17 protein-coding genes are annotated in these 16,130 nt (G+C 70.7%); 8 read left to right on the top strand and 9 right to left on the bottom strand.

The window, feature by feature from the left end; genetic code table 11:
• The 3 genes from dnaG to rpsU all read right to left on the bottom strand — a co-directional run.
• A partial coding sequence (gene dnaG / locus D7Y13_RS24765) for a DNA primase (protein ID WP_244222372.1) occupies nucleotides 1–1,413 on the bottom strand: 1,413 nt, incomplete at its 3' end.
• Between the two features lie 227 nt (nucleotides 1,414–1,640).
• Nucleotides 1,641–2,099: a GatB/YqeY domain-containing protein gene (locus tag D7Y13_RS24760; RefSeq protein ID WP_120538114.1), complete on the bottom strand. Its 459-nt coding sequence runs from the start codon at nucleotides 2,097–2,099 to the stop codon at nucleotides 1,641–1,643.
• A gap of 112 nt (nucleotides 2,100–2,211) precedes the next feature.
• On the bottom strand, nucleotides 2,212–2,406 hold the full coding sequence (gene rpsU, locus D7Y13_RS24755) for a 30S ribosomal protein S21 (protein WP_014395136.1): 195 nt from the start codon (nucleotides 2,404–2,406) through the stop codon (nucleotides 2,212–2,214).
• 115 nt (nucleotides 2,407–2,521) lie between these two features.
• Between rpsU and D7Y13_RS24750 the strand changes: the two genes are divergently transcribed.
• Complete coding sequence (locus D7Y13_RS24750) at nucleotides 2,522–4,135, top strand: HEAT repeat domain-containing protein (protein WP_233595440.1); 1,614 nt, start codon at nucleotides 2,522–2,524, stop codon at nucleotides 4,133–4,135.
• A 108-nt stretch (nucleotides 4,136–4,243) separates the two neighbouring features.
• Here the strand turns inward: D7Y13_RS24750 and D7Y13_RS24745 are convergent, their stop codons facing one another.
• Entirely contained in the window at nucleotides 4,244–5,155 is a 912-nt protein-coding gene (locus tag D7Y13_RS24745; RefSeq protein ID WP_120538115.1) for a GGDEF domain-containing protein, read from the bottom strand.
• A 71-nt stretch (nucleotides 5,156–5,226) separates the two neighbouring features.
• Nucleotides 5,227–6,288, bottom strand: a complete 1,062-nt coding sequence (locus tag D7Y13_RS24740) for an asparaginase (protein ID WP_120538116.1) — start codon at nucleotides 6,286–6,288, stop codon at nucleotides 5,227–5,229.
• 104 nt (nucleotides 6,289–6,392) lie between these two features.
• Between D7Y13_RS24740 and D7Y13_RS24735 the strand changes: the two genes are divergently transcribed.
• Genes D7Y13_RS24735 through truD form a run of 3 tightly spaced genes read left to right on the top strand, consistent with a single transcriptional unit; the run spans nucleotide 6,393 to nucleotide 9,554 of the window.
• Nucleotides 6,393–7,205: a DsbA family protein gene (locus D7Y13_RS24735; RefSeq protein ID WP_233595439.1), complete on the top strand. Its 813-nt coding sequence runs from the start codon at nucleotides 6,393–6,395 to the stop codon at nucleotides 7,203–7,205.
• A 7-nt stretch (nucleotides 7,206–7,212) separates the two neighbouring features.
• Complete coding sequence (locus tag D7Y13_RS24730; RefSeq protein WP_120535829.1) at nucleotides 7,213–8,529, top strand: DUF4388 domain-containing protein; 1,317 nt, start codon at nucleotides 7,213–7,215, stop codon at nucleotides 8,527–8,529.
• Nucleotides 8,526–9,554 (top strand): tRNA pseudouridine(13) synthase TruD, encoded by a 1,029-nt coding sequence (gene truD, locus D7Y13_RS24725; protein WP_120583118.1) that lies wholly within the window; start codon nucleotides 8,526–8,528, stop codon nucleotides 9,552–9,554. The genes D7Y13_RS24730 and truD overlap by 4 nt, the downstream gene beginning before the upstream one ends.
• 400 nt (nucleotides 9,555–9,954) lie before the next feature.
• Here truD and D7Y13_RS24720 read toward each other — a convergent pair whose 3' ends face one another.
• Nucleotides 9,955–11,376, bottom strand: a complete 1,422-nt coding sequence (locus D7Y13_RS24720; protein ID WP_120535831.1) for an OmpA family protein — start codon at nucleotides 11,374–11,376, stop codon at nucleotides 9,955–9,957.
• Nucleotides 11,377–11,393: 17 nt separating this feature from the next.
• Nucleotides 11,394–11,708: a DUF4398 domain-containing protein gene (locus D7Y13_RS24715; protein WP_120535840.1), complete on the bottom strand. Its 315-nt coding sequence runs from the start codon at nucleotides 11,706–11,708 to the stop codon at nucleotides 11,394–11,396.
• A 157-nt stretch (nucleotides 11,709–11,865) separates the two neighbouring features.
• Between D7Y13_RS24715 and D7Y13_RS24710 the strand changes: the two genes are divergently transcribed.
• The gene (locus D7Y13_RS24710; protein WP_233595437.1) at nucleotides 11,866–12,852 is read left to right on the top strand and encodes a HEAT repeat domain-containing protein; all 987 of its coding nucleotides are present in this window, start codon (nucleotides 11,866–11,868) and stop codon (nucleotides 12,850–12,852) included.
• Nucleotides 12,849–13,838: an N-acetylmuramoyl-L-alanine amidase-like domain-containing protein gene (locus tag D7Y13_RS24705; protein ID WP_120583117.1), complete on the top strand. Its 990-nt coding sequence runs from the start codon at nucleotides 12,849–12,851 to the stop codon at nucleotides 13,836–13,838. The genes D7Y13_RS24710 and D7Y13_RS24705 overlap by 4 nt, the downstream gene beginning before the upstream one ends.
• A 13-nt stretch (nucleotides 13,839–13,851) precedes the next feature.
• On the opposite strand, the gene D7Y13_RS24700 is transcribed toward D7Y13_RS24705, so the two are convergent.
• A complete protein-coding gene (locus tag D7Y13_RS24700; RefSeq protein ID WP_233595435.1) occupies nucleotides 13,852–14,265 on the bottom strand; it encodes a putative signal transducing protein in 414 nt (137 codons plus the stop codon).
• A 120-nt stretch (nucleotides 14,266–14,385) separates the two neighbouring features.
• Nucleotides 14,386–14,748: a response regulator gene (locus tag D7Y13_RS24695; protein ID WP_120535834.1), complete on the bottom strand. Its 363-nt coding sequence runs from the start codon at nucleotides 14,746–14,748 to the stop codon at nucleotides 14,386–14,388.
• Between the two features lie 163 nt (nucleotides 14,749–14,911).
• Between D7Y13_RS24695 and hpf the strand changes: the two genes are divergently transcribed.
• Together hpf and D7Y13_RS24685 are read left to right on the top strand one after the other, a co-directional pair.
• Nucleotides 14,912–15,277 (top strand): ribosome hibernation-promoting factor, HPF/YfiA family, encoded by a 366-nt coding sequence (hpf, locus tag D7Y13_RS24690; RefSeq protein WP_120535835.1) that lies wholly within the window; start codon nucleotides 14,912–14,914, stop codon nucleotides 15,275–15,277.
• Nucleotides 15,278–15,443: 166 nt separating this feature from the next.
• A partial coding sequence (locus D7Y13_RS24685) for an MXAN_5187 family protein (protein ID WP_279637110.1) occupies nucleotides 15,444–16,130 on the top strand: 687 nt, incomplete at its 3' end.

Here is a 16,130-nt window from a genome sequence, read left to right as displayed (position 1 = left end):
GCGCTCCGCCTGGGGCTTGGGCACCGGGCGGGGGACGTCCTGGGATGCCATGGGGACGCCGCCCGGCCCGGAGACGGGCTTGGGCGTGGGAGGCGGCTTGTACTGGAGCGACGTTTCAATCTGCGCCGGCATCCAGCCGAAATGCCCCGCCAGCGCGCTGATGAGGGTGGAGCGCGTCAGGCCCGGGGGCACCTGGGCGGTGACGGGCTTGAGCCGCTCCAGGGCGGCCATCTTCTCCTCGAAGCTCGCCTGCTTGCCCGTGGGCAGCAGGGTGGCGAAGAGGTAGGCCGTCAGGGGCTGGGCGCCCTCCAGCAGCTTCTCCACGCCGTCGGTGCCCTCCCGGCGGGCGAACACGTCCGGGTCATCTCCCTGCGGCAGGAGGGCCACCCGGGTGGGGGCGCCCGCGGCGAGCAGTGGGCCGGCCAGGCGCTCCACGGCGGCGAGCCCCGCCGAGTCCCCGTCCAGCAGCAGCACCAGGTCACGGGCCTCCGCGCGCTTGAGGCCCTGGAGGTGGCCGGCGGTGAGGTTGGTGGAGCACAGGGCCACCGCGTGGCGCACGCCCACCTGGTGCAGGCCGATGCAGTCGAAGTAGCCCTCCACGAGCACCGCCGTCTTGCGCTTGTGGATTTCGTCGCGGGCCTGGTCCATGCCGAAGAGCGTCTCGCTCTTGTTGTAGAGCCGGGACTCGCGCGAGTTGAGGTACTTGGGCCCGTCCTCCGCCGCCACCAGCCGCCCGCCAAAGGCGATGGGCCGGCCCTCCGGGGCGCGGATGGGCACCATCAACCGGCTGCGGAAGAAGTCGATGCAGCCATCCCCGCTGTTGCGCTTCGTGATGAGGCCCGCCTTCAGGCCCCACTCCAGCATCCCGTTCTTCTGGAGGCGGTCGGCGAGCAGGCTCCATTCCGCGGGCGCCCAGCCCAGGCCGAAGCCCTGGGCCACCTCGTCGGTGACGCCCCGGCTGGCGAGGTAGGCCCGCGCGGAGCGGCCCCCGTCCTCCCAGAGGAGGGAACGGAAGTGTTCGGCGGCGAAGTCCGTGGCCTCCTTGACCTGCTGGCGCTCCTTGAGGCCCGGGTCCTGCGCGGCCTCCAGGTCGATGCCCACCTCCTGCGCCAGGTCCCTCACCGCGTCCTGGAACGTCTTGCCCAGGTAGCGCTGGATGAAGGACACGGCGTCGCCGCTCGCACGGCAGCCGTGGCAGAAGTAGAAGCGCTTCTCCGGCACCACGTAGAACGAGGGCGTCTTCTCCTGGTGGAACGGGCAGCGGCCCTTGAACTCGCGGCCGGCCTTCTTCAGCTCCACGTGGCGGGACACCAGCGTCACGATGTCCACGCGGTCGAGGACCTCCTGGATCTTGTGTTCTGGAATCACGACGCCCTCCCTGCATCCGCATGAGCGCGGCCATCCGCCTGCCATCCTGACGGCAGGGCCTGACACGTCCGGGCCGGTGGCTTCCCTGCTTGCCTGCCCTCCTGGGTGGGGGGCACGGGCGGGGGAGGACACCGGAAGCGGACGACCTCTTCGAGGATCAGCAGTTAGCGGCGAGCGGGCGAGGGATCAAAAAATCCGCTCAAGAGCCCGGTGGATTGGGAGGGCGCCTGGAGGAAATCCTCCGGCGCCCGCTCCCGGGGTGCGGCCGTGGTTCAGGACAGCTTGGACAGCTGGGCCTTCACTTCGTCGGAGACGGCCCGGCCTTCCGCGCGACCCTGGATCTTCGGGTTCACGTTCTTCATGACCGCGCCCATGTCCTTGGGGCCCTGGGCTCCGGACTCGGAGATGGCGGCCGTGACGAGGGCGGAGAGCTCCTCGGCGGAAAGCTGCTGGGGCAGGTACTTCTGCAGGACGGCGATCTCCTGCTCTTCCTTCTCGGCAAGCTCGGGGCGGCCTCCGGACTTGAACTGGTCGACGGATTCACGGCGCTGCTTGATGAGGGTGTTGATGACCTTCTGCACGGCGTCGTCGTCCAGGGCGGAGGCACCCGGCTCGACTTCCTTGTACTTCACGGCGCTCTTGAGCATCCGCAGCACGCTCAGGGTCAGCTCGTTCTTGGACCGCATCGCGTCCTTCAGGTCCGCGTCGATGCGCTCTTTCAGGGTGGCCATGTCGGGATTCCTCACAGGCGGCGAAGGGGTTCGCCAAGCCAAGGGGATGGGACGGCAAGAGCCAGGGCACCTGACATCTCAGGGGCGCCCCGGCTCCTCTACTGCGGGCCTGCTAGTACGACTTGCGGGCCTTCTTCACAGCGCGCTTCTTGGCGGCGAGGGCCTTCTTCTTCCGCTTCACGGAAGGCTTCTCGTAGTGCTCGCGCTTGCGGATCTCGGAAAGGATTCCGGCCTTCTCGGTGGCCTTCTTGAAGCGCTTGAGGGCGCTCTCGATGGATTCACCTTCCTTCACTCGAATACCGGGCATGCAGTCACCTCCTTCCGCCTAGCTGGATGCGATCTGAAAATTTTCAAAGGGCCGGGGGTATGGCGCAGCAGGGCGCAAAAGGCAAGGAGACCCGCACGGAAAGGATGGGGGCCGGGTGCGCTACACTGCCCGCCGCGTGCGTTGCCTCCTTCTCCTGGTGCTCCTGCTGGCGGCCAGTCCCTCCCGGGCCGGGACGGTGGCTTCCGAGTGCTGGTCCTCCTGTCGTCGCCACGTCACCGACCCCTCCCTGCGAGCCCGGACCTGCCCCATCTGCGTCACCGGGGGGCGGGTGGACAGCTGGGTGCCTGCCCTGGGGGCTGGCGGAGCGGAGGCGCAGGTCGCCCTGACGTCCGCGCTCAAGGACCCCAGCTGGCGGGTGCGCTGGGCGGCGGTGCGCGCGGGGGCCAGGAGCCGGGGGCTCACGGACCGGCGGGCGCTGGCGGACTGGATCATGGACGCCCCCTCGGAGGCGGACCTGGGGCCGTGCCTCACCGCGGTTCGCGCCGCGGCCGACGCCGGGAAGTCCACGGCCGACTTCCTTCAGGACGCTGGAGCCCGGGGGCCGTCCGCCGCCGCGCGGGTGTGGAAGCGCAAGGAGGGCATCCGGCAGGCGCTCTTCCTGGAGATGTTCGCGCAGGAGCCCTCCGTGCGGATGCCCGCGCTCATGCACCTGGCCACGTTCCAGGGGCGGTCGGCGACGCGGGTGGTGCTGGACGCCGTGGCGTCGCGACCCGTGGCGGGCGATGAGGTCATGGCCTCGCTCCTGTCCGTCGTCGCCGAGCGGCAGCGTGTGTCGGTGGGCCGGCTGCTGCTCATGGAGGCGAAGCCCCCGGACGAGGCCGCCGTCAACCGGCTCTTCGCCGTGTACTCGCGTGAAATCGACGCGCTTCGGCCGGAGCTGGCGTCGGGGGATGCGCAGCGCCGGCGCACGGCGGCCGCGGGCCTGCGCCGCTACGGTCCCCTGGCAAGCCGCGAGCTGGAGGGAGCGCTGGGCGACGGGGATGCCCGCGTGCGCGAGCATGCGGCGCGGGGACTGGCGGAAGCCGGTGGAAAGCCCCTGCGCGACGTCGCGCTCCAGGGGGTAAAGGCGGCCGAGACGGCGGAGGCCGCCCGGCCGTGGCTGGAGGCGATGGCCCATGAGAAGGGGTGCGCGGCCTTCCTCCGGGAGGTGGCGGAAGGGCGCAACGCGCGGACGCCGGAGATTCAAGGCGAGGCGGTGGCGGTGATGGGGGACTGCACGGAAGGTGGGAGCCCCATGCGCCGTCTGACCCCCTACGCATCCTCCAAGGTTGCCCCGGTGCGTGCGGGGGCGGTGCGCGCGCTGGGGGCACTTCCCCGGAATCCGGAGGCGTTGGAGCTGGCGGCGACGGCGCTGGAAGACGGGGAGCCGGAGGTGGTCGCCGCCGCGCTGGACGTGCTGGCCACGTACCGGCAGCCATCGCGTGGGGATGATGCCGCCGGGCTGCTGGGGTCGGATCATCCCATGGTGCGGGCGGCGGCGGCGCGCGCGCTGGAGTTCGTGGGCCGCGCTCCGCACGTGCGGGTGCTCGCCGAGCGGCTGCTCACGGATCCGGTGGCGGACGTGCGCGTCGCCGCGGCGCGGACGCTCACGGTGCTGGGAGGGCCGCAGGCGGTGGCGGCGTTGAGCGAAGCGGCGGCCCGCGACGCGGACTCGCATGTGAAGCACGTGTCGCAGGACGGGCTGCGAAGGCTGGGCTTCGGTCGCTGACGCCGGGCGGGCTCCGACGCGAAGCTCGGGCCGCGCCTGTGGACTCACGCAGGTATGTCACCGGACGCAAGTGAGGCCCGCTGCTCCGGGCCCCGGCGTGGCTTCCGCTCACGCGCCGCTGACGGCCTTGGCGTCCACGCGGTTCCGGCCCGCGTGCTTGGCCCGGTAGAGGTACTTGTCCGCGGCGGAGATGAGGTCCTCCGGCTGGGAGAAGTCCGAGTCCAGCAGCGTCGCCACCCCCAGGCTGATGGTCACCTTGATGGGCGTGCCGCTGAAGATGAAGTCGGCGCGGTCCACCGCCACGCGGCAGCGCTCCGCGCACGCCAGGGCCGCGTCCTCGGCGGACTCGCGCAGCATCAGCGCGAACTCCTCGCCGCCGTAGCGCGCGAGCAGGTCCTCGGTGCGCACCGTGTCCGCCACCCGCTGCGCGATGCGCGTCAGCACGAAGTCTCCGGCCGGGTGGCCGTACACGTCGTTGATGCGCTTGAAGTGGTCCACGTCGAACAGCACCAGCGACAGCGGCACGCGGTGGCGCAGGCAGTACGCGAACTCCTTGCGCACCGTCTCCATGAAGTACTTCTTGTTGTAGACGCGGGTGAGGCCGTCGCGCGTGGCGGACTCGTAGATGCTGCGCTGGTACTGCTCCTCCAGCGCGTCCTGGATGCTGAACTTCAGCACCGTGTTGGAGCCGATCTGGATCTTGTCGCCGTCGTACAGCGGCGCCGCGCTCACCTTCAGCCCGTTCAGGTACGTGCCGTTGGTGCTGCCCAGGTCCACCAGTTGGAAGCGGCCATCTCCAATGGCCACCACCTTGGCGTGCTTCCGGGAGATGCCGTCGTCCTCCACCTGGAACTGGGCCTCGGAGCTTCGGCCCAGCACCACTTCCGAGCGGTCCAGCTTGAACATCCGCCCGATGCCGGCGGCGGACTTCGCGCTGATGACGATCAGGTACGCGCTCTGCTGCTGGGCACTGCCCAGCAGGTCCGAAATGGAATGGACGGAAGTTTTCTCCTCGGACATCGCACCTCCCATCTTACGGGCCGCCTTTTCACGGCGGCAAGCACGCCCACGCTCCTTTCACGCACCCGGTGTCAGCCGACCCGCCCCACCCGGGCCGGCCGGCGCCGCTTCTTGACGGGCCTGGGGACTGTCGGACGCCCGACGGACAGCTCCCCGGCCACCGGCGTCCGCAGGAATCGCGCCAGGGGCTCGCCCCCCCGGGGGTGCTCGGCCAGCCCCTGCATCAGCTTCACCAGCGCCGCCGACGGGGTCATGTCCGCACCGCCCACCGCGCCCTGCTCCAGGGCCATGGCTCCGGACTCATAGAGCGTGAGGTCCACCCCGTTGCGGTAGGCCTGGCTCACCACCAGCACCGGGATGCCCCGCTCCCGGGCCTCCACGAAGAGCGGCTGGAAGGAGCGTCCCAGCTCCGGAGCGATTGGCACGTTGCCCGCCCCATAGGCCTCGAGCACCAGCCCCTTCACGTGGGGCAACAGCTGGAGGGGCAGGGCGGGATCCAACCCCGGGTACACCTTCAGGACGAAGACGCGCGGATCCAGGTCGGCGTGCAGCCGGAAGGGGCCTCTGGCCTTCAAGCCCTCCTCGAAGGTGGCGTCCACGCCCAGGGTGCCCAGCACGGGGAAGTTGGGGCTCTCGAAGGCGTCGTACTCGGCCACCTTCACCTTGCGCGTGCGGTTGCCCCGGTACAGGTGCGAGTCGAAGCAGATGGTGACCTCGCGCGGCCCCTGGATGGCGGAGAGCACCGCGTCAATGAGGTTGAGCCGCGCATCCGAGCGGATCTCCCCCAGCGGTCGCTGTGAACCCGTCAGCACCACGGGGCAGGGCGGGTTGCGCAACATGAAGGACAACGCACTGGCCGTATAGGCGAGCGTATCCGTGCCATGGGTCACCACCGCCCCGTCGAAGTCGGGTAGCCGACGGTGGAGGTGGGCGGCCATCCGCGTCCACAGCTCGGGTTGCATCTCGGAGCTGTCGAGGTTGGAGAACAGCTCCAGCTCGATGTCCGCGAGCTGGAACAGCTCCGGGACGCGCTGGCGGAGGGTCTTGAAGAAGGCCGCCGGACGCAGGGCGGAGGGGCGGCCGCCGGCCATTCCGAGCGTGCCTCCGGTGTGCAGCAGCAGGACTCTGGGCATGGTTGGGAGGCCTCCCTGCCAAAGGCCGCCTTGCTTTACAAGCCCTGCGCGCGTGGCTAAGACCCGCGGCCGTGCTCCTCCTCTGTTGGAAGCGTGTTGCTCCCGTGCTGGCCGCGGTGACCCTGTTGGGCGCCGGCTGTACCAAGAGCGCTGAGATCCCGGCCGCGAAGCGCGAGCTGGCCACGGTGTTCAGCGACGAGTTCTGCTACTGCGGCTGCCCCCATGCGCTGGGCGCGTGCCTCAAGCAGCACACGGGCTGCAAGCACGCCAAGCGGATGGCCCGGCTGTCCGCGCGCCTGGTGTCCGAAGGCGGCCCCGCGAGCGAGGTCATCGTCACGCTCTCCAAGTACTACGGCTCCTTCCGCGAGGCGCGCGCGCCCATCAAGGTGGATCCGCGCATGTGCCAGGGCGACGCCAACGCGCCCGTGACGGTGGCGGAGTTCTCCGACTTCGAGTGCCCCTTCTGCGGCAAGGCCCGCCCCATCCTGGAGGGCTTCGCGAAGAAGCACCCCACGGAGGTGCGCTTCTGCTACCTGCCGTTCCCGCTCTCCATCCACGCCAACGCCATCCCCGCCGCGCAGGCGGTGCTGTGGGCGCGCGACCAGGGCAAGTTCTGGCAGATGCACGACGCGCTCTTCGGCCAGCAGGAGAACCTCAAGAAGGAGGCGCTGCCCGCGCTGGCGAAGTCGGTGGGCCTGGACGGGGACCAGCTGGCCGCCGTGCTGAAGACGGAGCAGTACAAGGACGAGATCGACGGCTTCCTCGCGCAGGGGCGCATGGCGGCCATCAACGCCACCCCCTCCGTGTTCTTCAACGGACGGGCGTACGACCTGGGCTTCCAGGAAGGGCTGCTCGAGCACAGCATGGAGGACGAAGTGGAGTGGCGCGCGAACAACAACGCGTGGGCCGCCGACTGACACCGGGATGAGCCAACGCTTCCGCATCGATGGCGCCGCGCAGCTGGTCCCCGAGGACCGCACCGGCATCCCCGCGCTCGCGGGACGCTCGGGCACGTACGCGCTGATGCCCACGGCGCCCGACCTGCTCGTCTTCTCGCGCATGCCTCCGGAAGGGGGCTCCATCCCCACGCCCCGCGTGGTGCTGTCGGGTGACGCGGGGGGCTTCCCGCTGTCGGACCTCATCGCGTTCCTGAGCCAGTCGCGCTGGAGCGGCGTCGTCCGGGTGCACACCCCGGGCGGCGAGCGCTCGCTGATGATCCGCGAGGGCGAGGTGCGCGGCGCCACGTCCGAGGAGCCCGCGGACCGGCTGGGCGAGGTGCTGGTGCGGCTGGGCTACGTGGACCGGGCCCAGGTGGAGGCGGTGCTGCGCGAGCAGTCGCCGTCGAAGATTGGCCGGGCGCTGGTGGAGAAGGGCGTGCTGCAGGCGCACGACCTGTTCAAGTGCGTCACCCACCAGGTCAGTGAGATCTTCCACGCCATCGTGCTGTGCCGCGAGGGGGCGTTCTTCCTCATCGACCAGCCCCTGGACGAGAAGACGGGGCACTCCATCCAGCTGTCCACGCAGAGCCTGCTGATGGACAGCATCCGGAAGATCGACGAGCTGGCGCACTTCCGCAAGCGCATCCCCCACGGCCGCATGTACGTGGCGCGCAAGCGTCCGTCCGACGGCAAGCTGGAGGAGGACGAGGACCGGGTGCTGGCGATGCTGGACGGGCGGCGCACGGTGCTGGAGCTGGGGCACGCGGCGCGGCTGTCCGAGTTCGACGTCACCAAGGTCGTCTTCCGGCTGTTGGAGGGCGGGTTCGCCGGGCTGTCGGACAAGCCCGTGGGCGCGCCCGCCGCCGTGGTGCCGGAGAAGGCGGCCGCGCAGCGTGCACGTCCCGTGGCGCGCACGGTGGCGCCGGTGGATGCCCGCCCGGTGGCGCGCGTCTTCAACTTCATCTTCCGGGAGATCCGCGACGAGGTGTCGCGCCAGGGCATGGACCACGAGTTCATCGCCGCGGCGAACGCGGCGCTCTCCGGACAGGCGCTGTCGTCGTCGCCGGTGCTGGAGGGGCTCGCGTTCGCGGCGGACGGCAGCCTTCCCGAAGGCCGGCTGATGGAGTCCTTCGACAAGCATCGCGCCCAGTTGGGCAGCGAGCCGCTGGCCTCGTTCCGTCAGGCGCTGAGCGACGTGATGTTCTTCCTGCTGTTCCAGGCGGGAGAGTTGTTGGAGTCGCGCGCGGACGAGGACCTGGCTCGGCGCGTGAAGGAACTCCTGGCCACACTCGAGGCTCCGTGACGGACGCTGGCTTTGGTTTTCCCCGGCTGACAGCCGACGTGCCCGGATGTGGGGGCGCCTTCAAGCTCACGCCCGATGACTTCGAGGTGGAGGAGCTGCCCGCGTACCTGCCGTCCGGCGAGGGCACGCACCTGTACCTCTGGGTGGAGAAGCGCGGCCGGGACACGCGCGAGGTGGTGCGCGCGCTGGCCGCCGCGATGGGCGTGCGCGAGGACGACATCGGCGTGGCGGGGATGAAGGACCGTCAGGCGGTGACGCGGCAGTGGTTGTCCGTGCCCGCGAGCGCCGAGGCGCGCCTTCCGGAGTTCTCACTCGACGGCGTGAGCGTCCTGGAGTCGAAGCGGCACGGCAACAAGCTGCGCACCGGGCACCTGAAGGGAAACCGCTTCCGGCTGCGGCTGCGCGGCATCCGGGACGTGGGCGCGGCGCGAGAGACGTTCTCCCGGCTGTCCGCGCAGGGCGTGCCCAACTACTTCGGGGAGCAGCGCTTTGGTCGGGCCGGGGACAACGCGGACCTGGGCCGGATGCTGCTGCTGGGGCAGCGCCTGCCGAAGCGGCCGGATCGCTTCCAGCGCAAGCTGTACCTGTCCGCCTTCCAGTCGCGCCTCTTCAACCAGGCGCTGGTGCAGCGGCTGGAGGCGGGGACGCTCGCCACGGCGCTCCTGGGTGACGTGCTGCGCAAGGAGGAGACGGGCGGCCTCTTCGTGTGCGAGGCACCCGAGGTGGACACCCCCCGCGTCGCCGCGTTCGAGGTGAGCCCGGCGGGACCGATGTTCGGCCCGAAGATGACCGCCTCCAAGGGCGAGGTGGCGGAGGTCGAGGCGAAGCTGCTCGTCGACGCGGGCGTCACGCCGAGCGACTTCGTGCGCGGCGGAGATGAGACGGAAGGCGCGCGCCGCCCGTATCGCGTGCGGCTGGGCGCGCCGGACCTCACGGTGGACGGCGAGGACGCGGTGCTCACGTTCGAGCTGCCGCGCGGCGCCTACGCCACCGAAGTGCTGCACGAGCTGCTCAAGGACGGCTGAAGTCCAGGCGGCTCAAGGGGCAGGGCGGGCTCTCCGCTTTCGCTCAAGGGCGGCGGACGTTCGCTCCATCACGGCGACGTACGGGTGCCCCGGGACGGCGCGACTCCCGCTCGCGGCATCCCCTCCCTCCGGCGGGCTGGGGACTCCTCCCAGGTTCGAGCCGCGGGTGTCGCGCCTGCCTGGAGGAGGTGCCGCTCGTGCCGCCCTGAGGGCGATTGGCGCCCTGTCCATGTCCCTCCAGGGGCCGAAGCGCCACCGCGCGGGAAGGTGCGAGCGAGCAGGGCCCAGACTCTCCCGGACTCCGAAAACGACCACGCCTCCCAGGGCGTGAGGCCCGGGGAGGCGCGGGGTGCTTCGAGCGTCCCCGCTCCGTCGTGGCGGAGCGGGGTGGGGCGTTGCGTTACTGCCGGACGACGTTGAACTCCGTGCGGCGGTTGAGCGCGCGGCCTGCCTTGGTGGTGTTCGGTGCCACCGGCTGGGCCTCACCGAAGCCCACGGCCTCCAGACGGCCCGGGTCGATGCCCCGCTTGAGCAGCTGCGCCATCACCGCGTCGGCGCGCTTCTGCGACAGCTTCAGGTTGGACGTGTCGTTGCCCAGCGAGTCGGTGTGTCCCTCGATGCGCACCTTGCGGATCCACGACGCGTCCTTCAGCGCCTGGGCCACGTCGTCCAGGATGGTCGTGCTCTGCTTGCCGATGATCTTCGCGGAGCCGGACCCGAAGAGGATCTGCTTCTTGATCTCGATCCGGTCCTTCTTGACGATGACCATCTTGTACTGCTTGGCGCAGCCACGCTCCTCCTTCACGCCCGGGTCTTCGGGGCACGCGTCCAGCCGGTCCACGATGCCGTCGCCGTCCTTGTCCGGATCCGGGCAGCCGCCGTTCTCCGGCGGGCCGGACTCCAGCGCGCACTTGTCCTGCGCGTCCGGGACGCCGTCGCTGTCGTTGTCCAGGTCCGGGCAGCCGTCCTCGTCCTGGTAGCCGTCCTTGTCCTCCGGCTCGTCCGGGCACTTGTCCTTGTCGTCGTTGATGCCGTCGCCGTCCTTGTCGACGATGGGGCAGCCCAGGTTCTGCAGCGGGCCCGGCTCGTTGGGGCACTTGTCCGTGCCGTCCACGATGCCGTCCAGGTCGTTGTCCAGCTCCGGGCAGCCGTCGTCGTCCTGGAAGCCGTCCTTGTCCTCCGGCTGGTCCGGGCACTTGTCCACGTTGTCCAGGACGCCGTCGCCGTCCTTGTCCTTGGGGGCCTCCGCCGGGCAGCCGTTGTTCTCCGCCACGCCGGGGATGAGCGGGCACTTGTCCTGCGCGTCCAGCACGCCGTCAGCGTCGTTGTCCGTGTCCGGGCAGCCGTCCTGGTCCTGGAAGCCGTCCACGTCCTCGGCCTGGTCGGGGCAGGGGTCGTCCTTGTCCAGGACGCCGTCGCCGTCGCCATCCGTCTCCTCGATGCTCACCACCACCTGCTGCTGGGGCTGCTGCGGCTGGTCCGGCTGCTGCGGCTGCGGGGCCTCCGGCCGGTCGCGCACCAGCACCTGGCGCGGGGCGCAGTTCTTGGACAGCTCCAGGGCGCGCTTCACGGCGCCGTCGGCGCTGCGCACGTGCTGGGCCGCGCGGGTGCTGTTGCCCTGGCTCAGCTCGCCCCGGGCGAAGTCGAGGTTGGCCTCGGCGGCGGCCAGTTCGGCGGGCGCGCAGCGCAGGGCGCCGCCCCTGCGGGCGCGCTCCACGTCGGCGGTGAGGACCTCGGTGTCAGCGCGGATCTTGTTGCCGCTGACGCAGGCGGTGGTGGCCAACAGCAGGGTGAGCAGCGCGGACTGGGACAGACGCTTCATCGGGGAGCGCTCGGGCGTCACGGGTTCTGGGGGCGACCCTGGGAGTCGGCGTTGGCGGCGGACATGGCCTTCTCGCGCGCCTCGTTGGCGAAGCGGGACGCCTTCACCGCGAAGTCCACGCCGGCCTGGTAGTCCGAATAGCCGACCTCCTCCCGGGCCTTCTGGAGGTAGAGGTTGGCGGCCGTCCACTCGTAGGGGGCTTCCTTCTCGGCGCCGGCCGTACGCGCGGCCTGGATCTGCACCTCCGCGTCGAGGATGTTGGACGTCGATTTCACGGGGCCACATGCGGTCAGCACGCCCGCAACCGCCATCAGGAGCGACTGCTTCGTCATCACGTGGGCCTCGGTCATCCTAGAGGGAAGCGACTTGAGTCGGTCGTATCAATCGCCCTCGGGAGGGTCAAGAATCGGGCGGTCGGCGTGAAGCAGGGAGCCGGGCGGAGGGGGGGACTTTGACGGCAGGCGCCGCGCTTGCCATCGTTCCGCCCCCGTGCGTTCCCCGTCCGCGTCGCTGCTCCTCCTCGTGGTCCTGTTGCCCCTGGCCGGCCTCGCCGCCGGCTCCGCGTCCGCGGCCAAACGCGCCCAGAGCCGCAAGGAGGCGGACGCCGTGCTCGCCCAGGTGTCCCAGGGCGGCCCCGTGCCGGCCGCCGCGTCGCGCCTGCGCTACCTGCGGGAGGAGTCCTACGCGGCCGAGCAATTGGGTCCCATCCTGCGCAACACCTTCGAGGAGCGCACCCGCCGAAACCTCGCCTCGCTGCTGGCGTCGCTCGGCGCGCGCCAGGGCGAGTCCACGCTCGCGAGGCTCGCCTCGGATGGCGACAGCACCGTGCGCATGTACGCGGCGCAGGGTCTGGCGAAGCTGGGCAGTCGCAACACCGCCGTCGTGCTGCCGCTCCTGGATGACAAGAGCAGCGGCGTGCGCCGGGAGGCCGCGCGGGCCCTGGGCGCGTCGCGCAACCCCAAGATGGGCAAGCCGCTGATGGCGGCCGCCAAGACGGAGCAGGACGTGGAGGTGCGGGCCGCGCTGCTGGAGGCCGCGGGAACGTCCGGTGACGCGAAGCAGAAGCCAGGGCTCAAGGCGTACCTGGACAGCGACTCGGAGAGCACCCGTTTCGCCGCGGCCCGGGGGCTGTGCCGGCTGGGGGCTCCGGAGGGCTTCGCGTTCGCGCAGAAGCTGCTGGGCAACCCCGACAAGTTCGTGCGCCGCCAGGGCCTGGCGCTCTTCGAGGGCGTGCCGGCCAAGAAGGCCAGCCCCGTGCTGTCGCCGCTCCTGAAGGACGCGGACCGCGCCATTGCCGCCGCCTCCGCGCGGATGCTGCACCAGGGCGGGGATGCTGCCGCGCTGGACTGGCTGGTGCTGGCGTCCTGGAACGCGAAGGGCGAGGAGAAGCTCACCTACGAGAAGGAGCTGGAGACGCTCCAGCTCGCGGACGACCGGCGCAAGGCCATCCTGCGCAAGGCCGGGGTGGCGCCGTGAGCTTCGTAGGGATGTGCGCGCTGGCGCTGCTGGCCCAGGCGCCGGTCGCGTCCCAGGCTCCGGGCAATCCCGTGCCGCCAGCGCGCGCGGTGCCCGCATCCCTGAGCGCGCCCGCGAATCCAGGGGCCCTGCCGCCGCCCGCGCCCGTGCGGGAGAACGGCTGGAAGCCCCTGACGCCGGAGCAGCGCGCGGCCCTCATCGCGGATCAGGCGGAGACGCCGCTCGCCGAACGGCTCCTGGGCATGAGCGAGCGCTTCCTCAACACCCCCTATGTGCTCTCCCCGCTGGGGGAGGGCCAGGGCGTGGATCCCGACCCCACCTTCCGCCTGGACGCGGTGGACTGCCTCACCTTCGTGGAGGAGACGCTGGCGCTGGGCATGGCCCACGGCGAGCCGGAGGTGCCGGCGCTCCTGGAGCGGATCCGCTACGCGAGCACGCCCGCGTACGAGGACCGCAACCACCTGATGGAAGCGCAGTGGCTGCCCAACAACATCAAGAAGGGCCTGCTGGTGGACGTGACGCGGCGCTACGCGAAGGACGACGCCGTCGCCGTCACCAAGACGCTCACCGCGAACACCTGGCAGTCGAAGTCGTCCCTGGCGCTGCAGCTGCCGAAGGAGCGCCAGCCCGTGGGCACCTTCGGGCTCACCATGATTCCGTTGGACAAGGTGCTCACGCACGCGCGCGACGTGGCGTCCGGCACCATCCTCGTCGTGCTGCGCGAGGACCTGCCGCTGAAGGCCACGCGCATCACCCACCTGGGCTTCGTGGTGCAGAAGAAGAAGCGCACGTACCTGCGCCACGCCTCCCGGGGCGGCTACAACCGCGTGGTGGACGAGGACCTGGAGACGTTCCTCGCCCGCAACGCGCGCTACGACAAGTGGAAGGTGACGGGCGTGAGCCTCTTCGAGGCCCGGCGTCCGCCCCCCACGCTCGCCTCGCAGCCCGCGCCCTCGGCGGGCAGCGCGGACGTCGGCGCGCCTTGACGCTCGTCCCCTCCTAGAAGGCGGGAGGGGCGGCGTCCGCCTGGGCGCGGTCCAGCTCGCCCTCGCGCTCCTCTTCCTCGGCGGCGCGTCCGGCTTCGTCCGCCGTGGCCAGCCCCTGGATCTTCACTTCCTCCAGGAGGGCGGCGGCGCGCGTCTGGAACGTGTCCGGGACCAGGATTTCCCACCAGGGCAGCAGGTTGCCGGTGGTCAGCTCGTCCACCACGCCCGAGCGGCCGGGGCGGACGATGAGCGGGATGTGCTGTTCGTTCAGCACGTCCTCGAAGACCTGGGCCGTCACGGGATCCTCCGCGATGCCCGCCTTCACGAACCGGTGATCATCCAGCTCATGGGGAAGCGGCAGCCCCCGGTCACGCATCTCGTCCGACGAGACGAGCGGTGGGTGGTTGGGGCAATCCGTGCAGTTCACGACACTGTCCTGATACTCCGAGCCACACCGTGCGCAGTACCTCATGAGGCCCTCCTGGGCGATGGCTGGAATGTTAGGAACGCTTCGCGCGGATGGCAGGCGGCCCCCTGTGCGAATTCCTCAGTGCTTCGCCTCTTCCCCCAGCTTGCAGACCATCTTGCTGAGCCCCTCCACGTCGATGGGCTTGCGCATCACGACGTCGCAATACCCGGCGCCGTCCACCTGCGCGTAGCCGGACACGAGCACGACGCGGGCGTTGGGTTCGCGCTCCTTGACCTGCTGCGCCAGCTCCGTGCCGTTCATGCCCGGCAGGGACTCATCCGTCACCACGACGTCGGGATGGGTCTCCTCGAAGGCCCGGAGGCCCGCGACGCCGTCCGCGGCGGTGGTGACGTCGAAGTCGTCCTCCAGCAGCTCCGCCAGGAGTTCACGGCTGTCACCGTCGTCCTCGACCAGCAAGACCTTGATTCGCTCGCCATCCATGCGCCTACAGCAACCCGGTGCTGAGGGTTATTCATTCACCCGGGCCGTCCCGGACGCGGCGACGGTCGGCTGGCTGCTTCGGGGGAGGCCAGGCGGGAAAGCTTGCGAAAGCCCCTCACGGAAGGGCCGGGGACTGCCCATGTTTGTTCCCGGAGGTGAATCCATGAAGGTGTTGTTGCGTGGAGTGCATCTGAAGCTGTCGGACAACCTCAAGGCGTACACGGATGAGCACCTGGTCGCTCACATCGAGCGGTTCGCCGAGGACGAAGCGTCGGAGATCGACATCGCGCTCGTGGACATCAACGGACCCAACAAGGGAGGCGTGGACAAGGAGTGCCGGGTGACGGTGCGCATGCCCGGAATGGAGGCGGTGCACGTGACGGAGACGGCGGAGACGCTGTTCCAGGCCATCGACGCAACGCGTGACCGGTTGGAGAAGACCATCAAGCGCGCGGTGGAGCGGCGCCGCAGCGTCGCGACGAACGGCCTGCCGTACGACCTCAACGCGGACGCGGCGAGCAACCTGTAGCCGTCCCGCTTTTGCCGCGTGCTCGCTGTTCAGTAGACGAAGGGCCCGGGAATTCCGGATGCCAGCCAGGCATCCGGCCCCCGGGTTCCTTCAGGCCAGTTCCTTGCTGGGGTCGGAAGGTGGACGCTATAAGCGGATCCCCTCACCCTTGGGCTAAAGGACGGCGATGGTCCGCCTCAAGTTCCTGCTGTTCGCACTCCTGGTCCTCGGACTGGGCCTGGCTCACCTCCCGACGCTGTCGGCGCCTCAAGGCGCGCGCGCGGTGGAAGGCGCCGCGCTCCAGGCCGCCTCAGGTGCCGGCGAAGTGTCGCGGCGCGTGGATGCGCGCCGCTCCGAGATCCAATCCCTGGCGCTGAAGCTGGCCGGCAGTCCCGGCGTGGCGGCCGCGGTTCACGCCCTGCGTCCCGCGCCGGTGGCGAAGTCGCCGCGCGACCGCAACGCCGGGAAGGACGCGGAGGAGGCCGGTGCGCTTTCGCCGCTGACGGCCGAGCGCTTCGGGGCCCTGCGCGCCGCCGCGGAAGCGGTGCTGCCCAAGGAGCTGCAGGGCGCCGTGGTGGCGGTGGTGGCCGGGGACGCGAGCTTCCATGCGCGCGCCGGGGCCGAGCCGTCCTCCGATGCCGCCCTCCTGGACGTCCCGGCGCTCGCGAAGGCGGGCACGTCCGTGGTGGATGCCTTCGGGGCGCCGCACGTCTTCGCGTCCGTGCCGCTCGTGTGGAGCGGCGATGCGACCCAGGCTCCCGCGCTGACGCTGGTGGTGGGCGCGCCGCTGGTGGCGGACACCGCGCTGCAGGGCGCGCTGGACGCGTCGGGGGTGGCCGCGCTGGGGCTCGTGCAGGGTGACAAGGTGGTGGGG

Source organism: Corallococcus praedator (assembly GCF_003612125.1).
GTDB classification, from domain to species: Bacteria; Myxococcota; Myxococcia; order Myxococcales; family Myxococcaceae; genus Corallococcus; species Corallococcus praedator.
The sequence above is the reverse complement of the archived record's forward strand: the minus strand, read 5'-3'. Positions and strand labels throughout refer to the sequence as shown.

Bases quoted from the DNA above. Each gene is read 5' to 3' on its own strand.
- D7Y13_RS24760 (WP_120538114.1), bottom strand. From the start codon at position 2,099: ATGGCCACCCTGAAAGAGCGCATCGACGCGGACCTGAAGGACGCGATG.
- rpsU (WP_014395136.1), bottom strand. From the start codon at position 2,406: ATGCCCGGTATTCGAGTGAAGGAAGGTGAATCCATCGAGAGCGCCCTC.
- D7Y13_RS24745 (WP_120538115.1), bottom strand. From the start codon at position 5,155: ATGTCCGAGGAGAAAACTTCCGTCCATTCCATTTCGGACCTGCTGGGC.
- D7Y13_RS24740 (WP_120538116.1), bottom strand. From the start codon at position 6,288: ATGCCCAGAGTCCTGCTGCTGCACACCGGAGGCACGCTCGGAATGGCC.
- D7Y13_RS24730 (WP_120535829.1), top strand. From the start codon at position 7,213: ATGAGCCAACGCTTCCGCATCGATGGCGCCGCGCAGCTGGTCCCCGAG.
- D7Y13_RS24720 (WP_120535831.1), bottom strand. From the start codon at position 11,376: ATGAAGCGTCTGTCCCAGTCCGCGCTGCTCACCCTGCTGTTGGCCACC.
- D7Y13_RS24715 (WP_120535840.1), bottom strand. From the start codon at position 11,708: ATGACGAAGCAGTCGCTCCTGATGGCGGTTGCGGGCGTGCTGACCGCA.
- D7Y13_RS24695 (WP_120535834.1), bottom strand. From the start codon at position 14,748: ATGGATGGCGAGCGAATCAAGGTCTTGCTGGTCGAGGACGACGGTGAC.
- hpf (WP_120535835.1), top strand. From the start codon at position 14,912: ATGAAGGTGTTGTTGCGTGGAGTGCATCTGAAGCTGTCGGACAACCTC.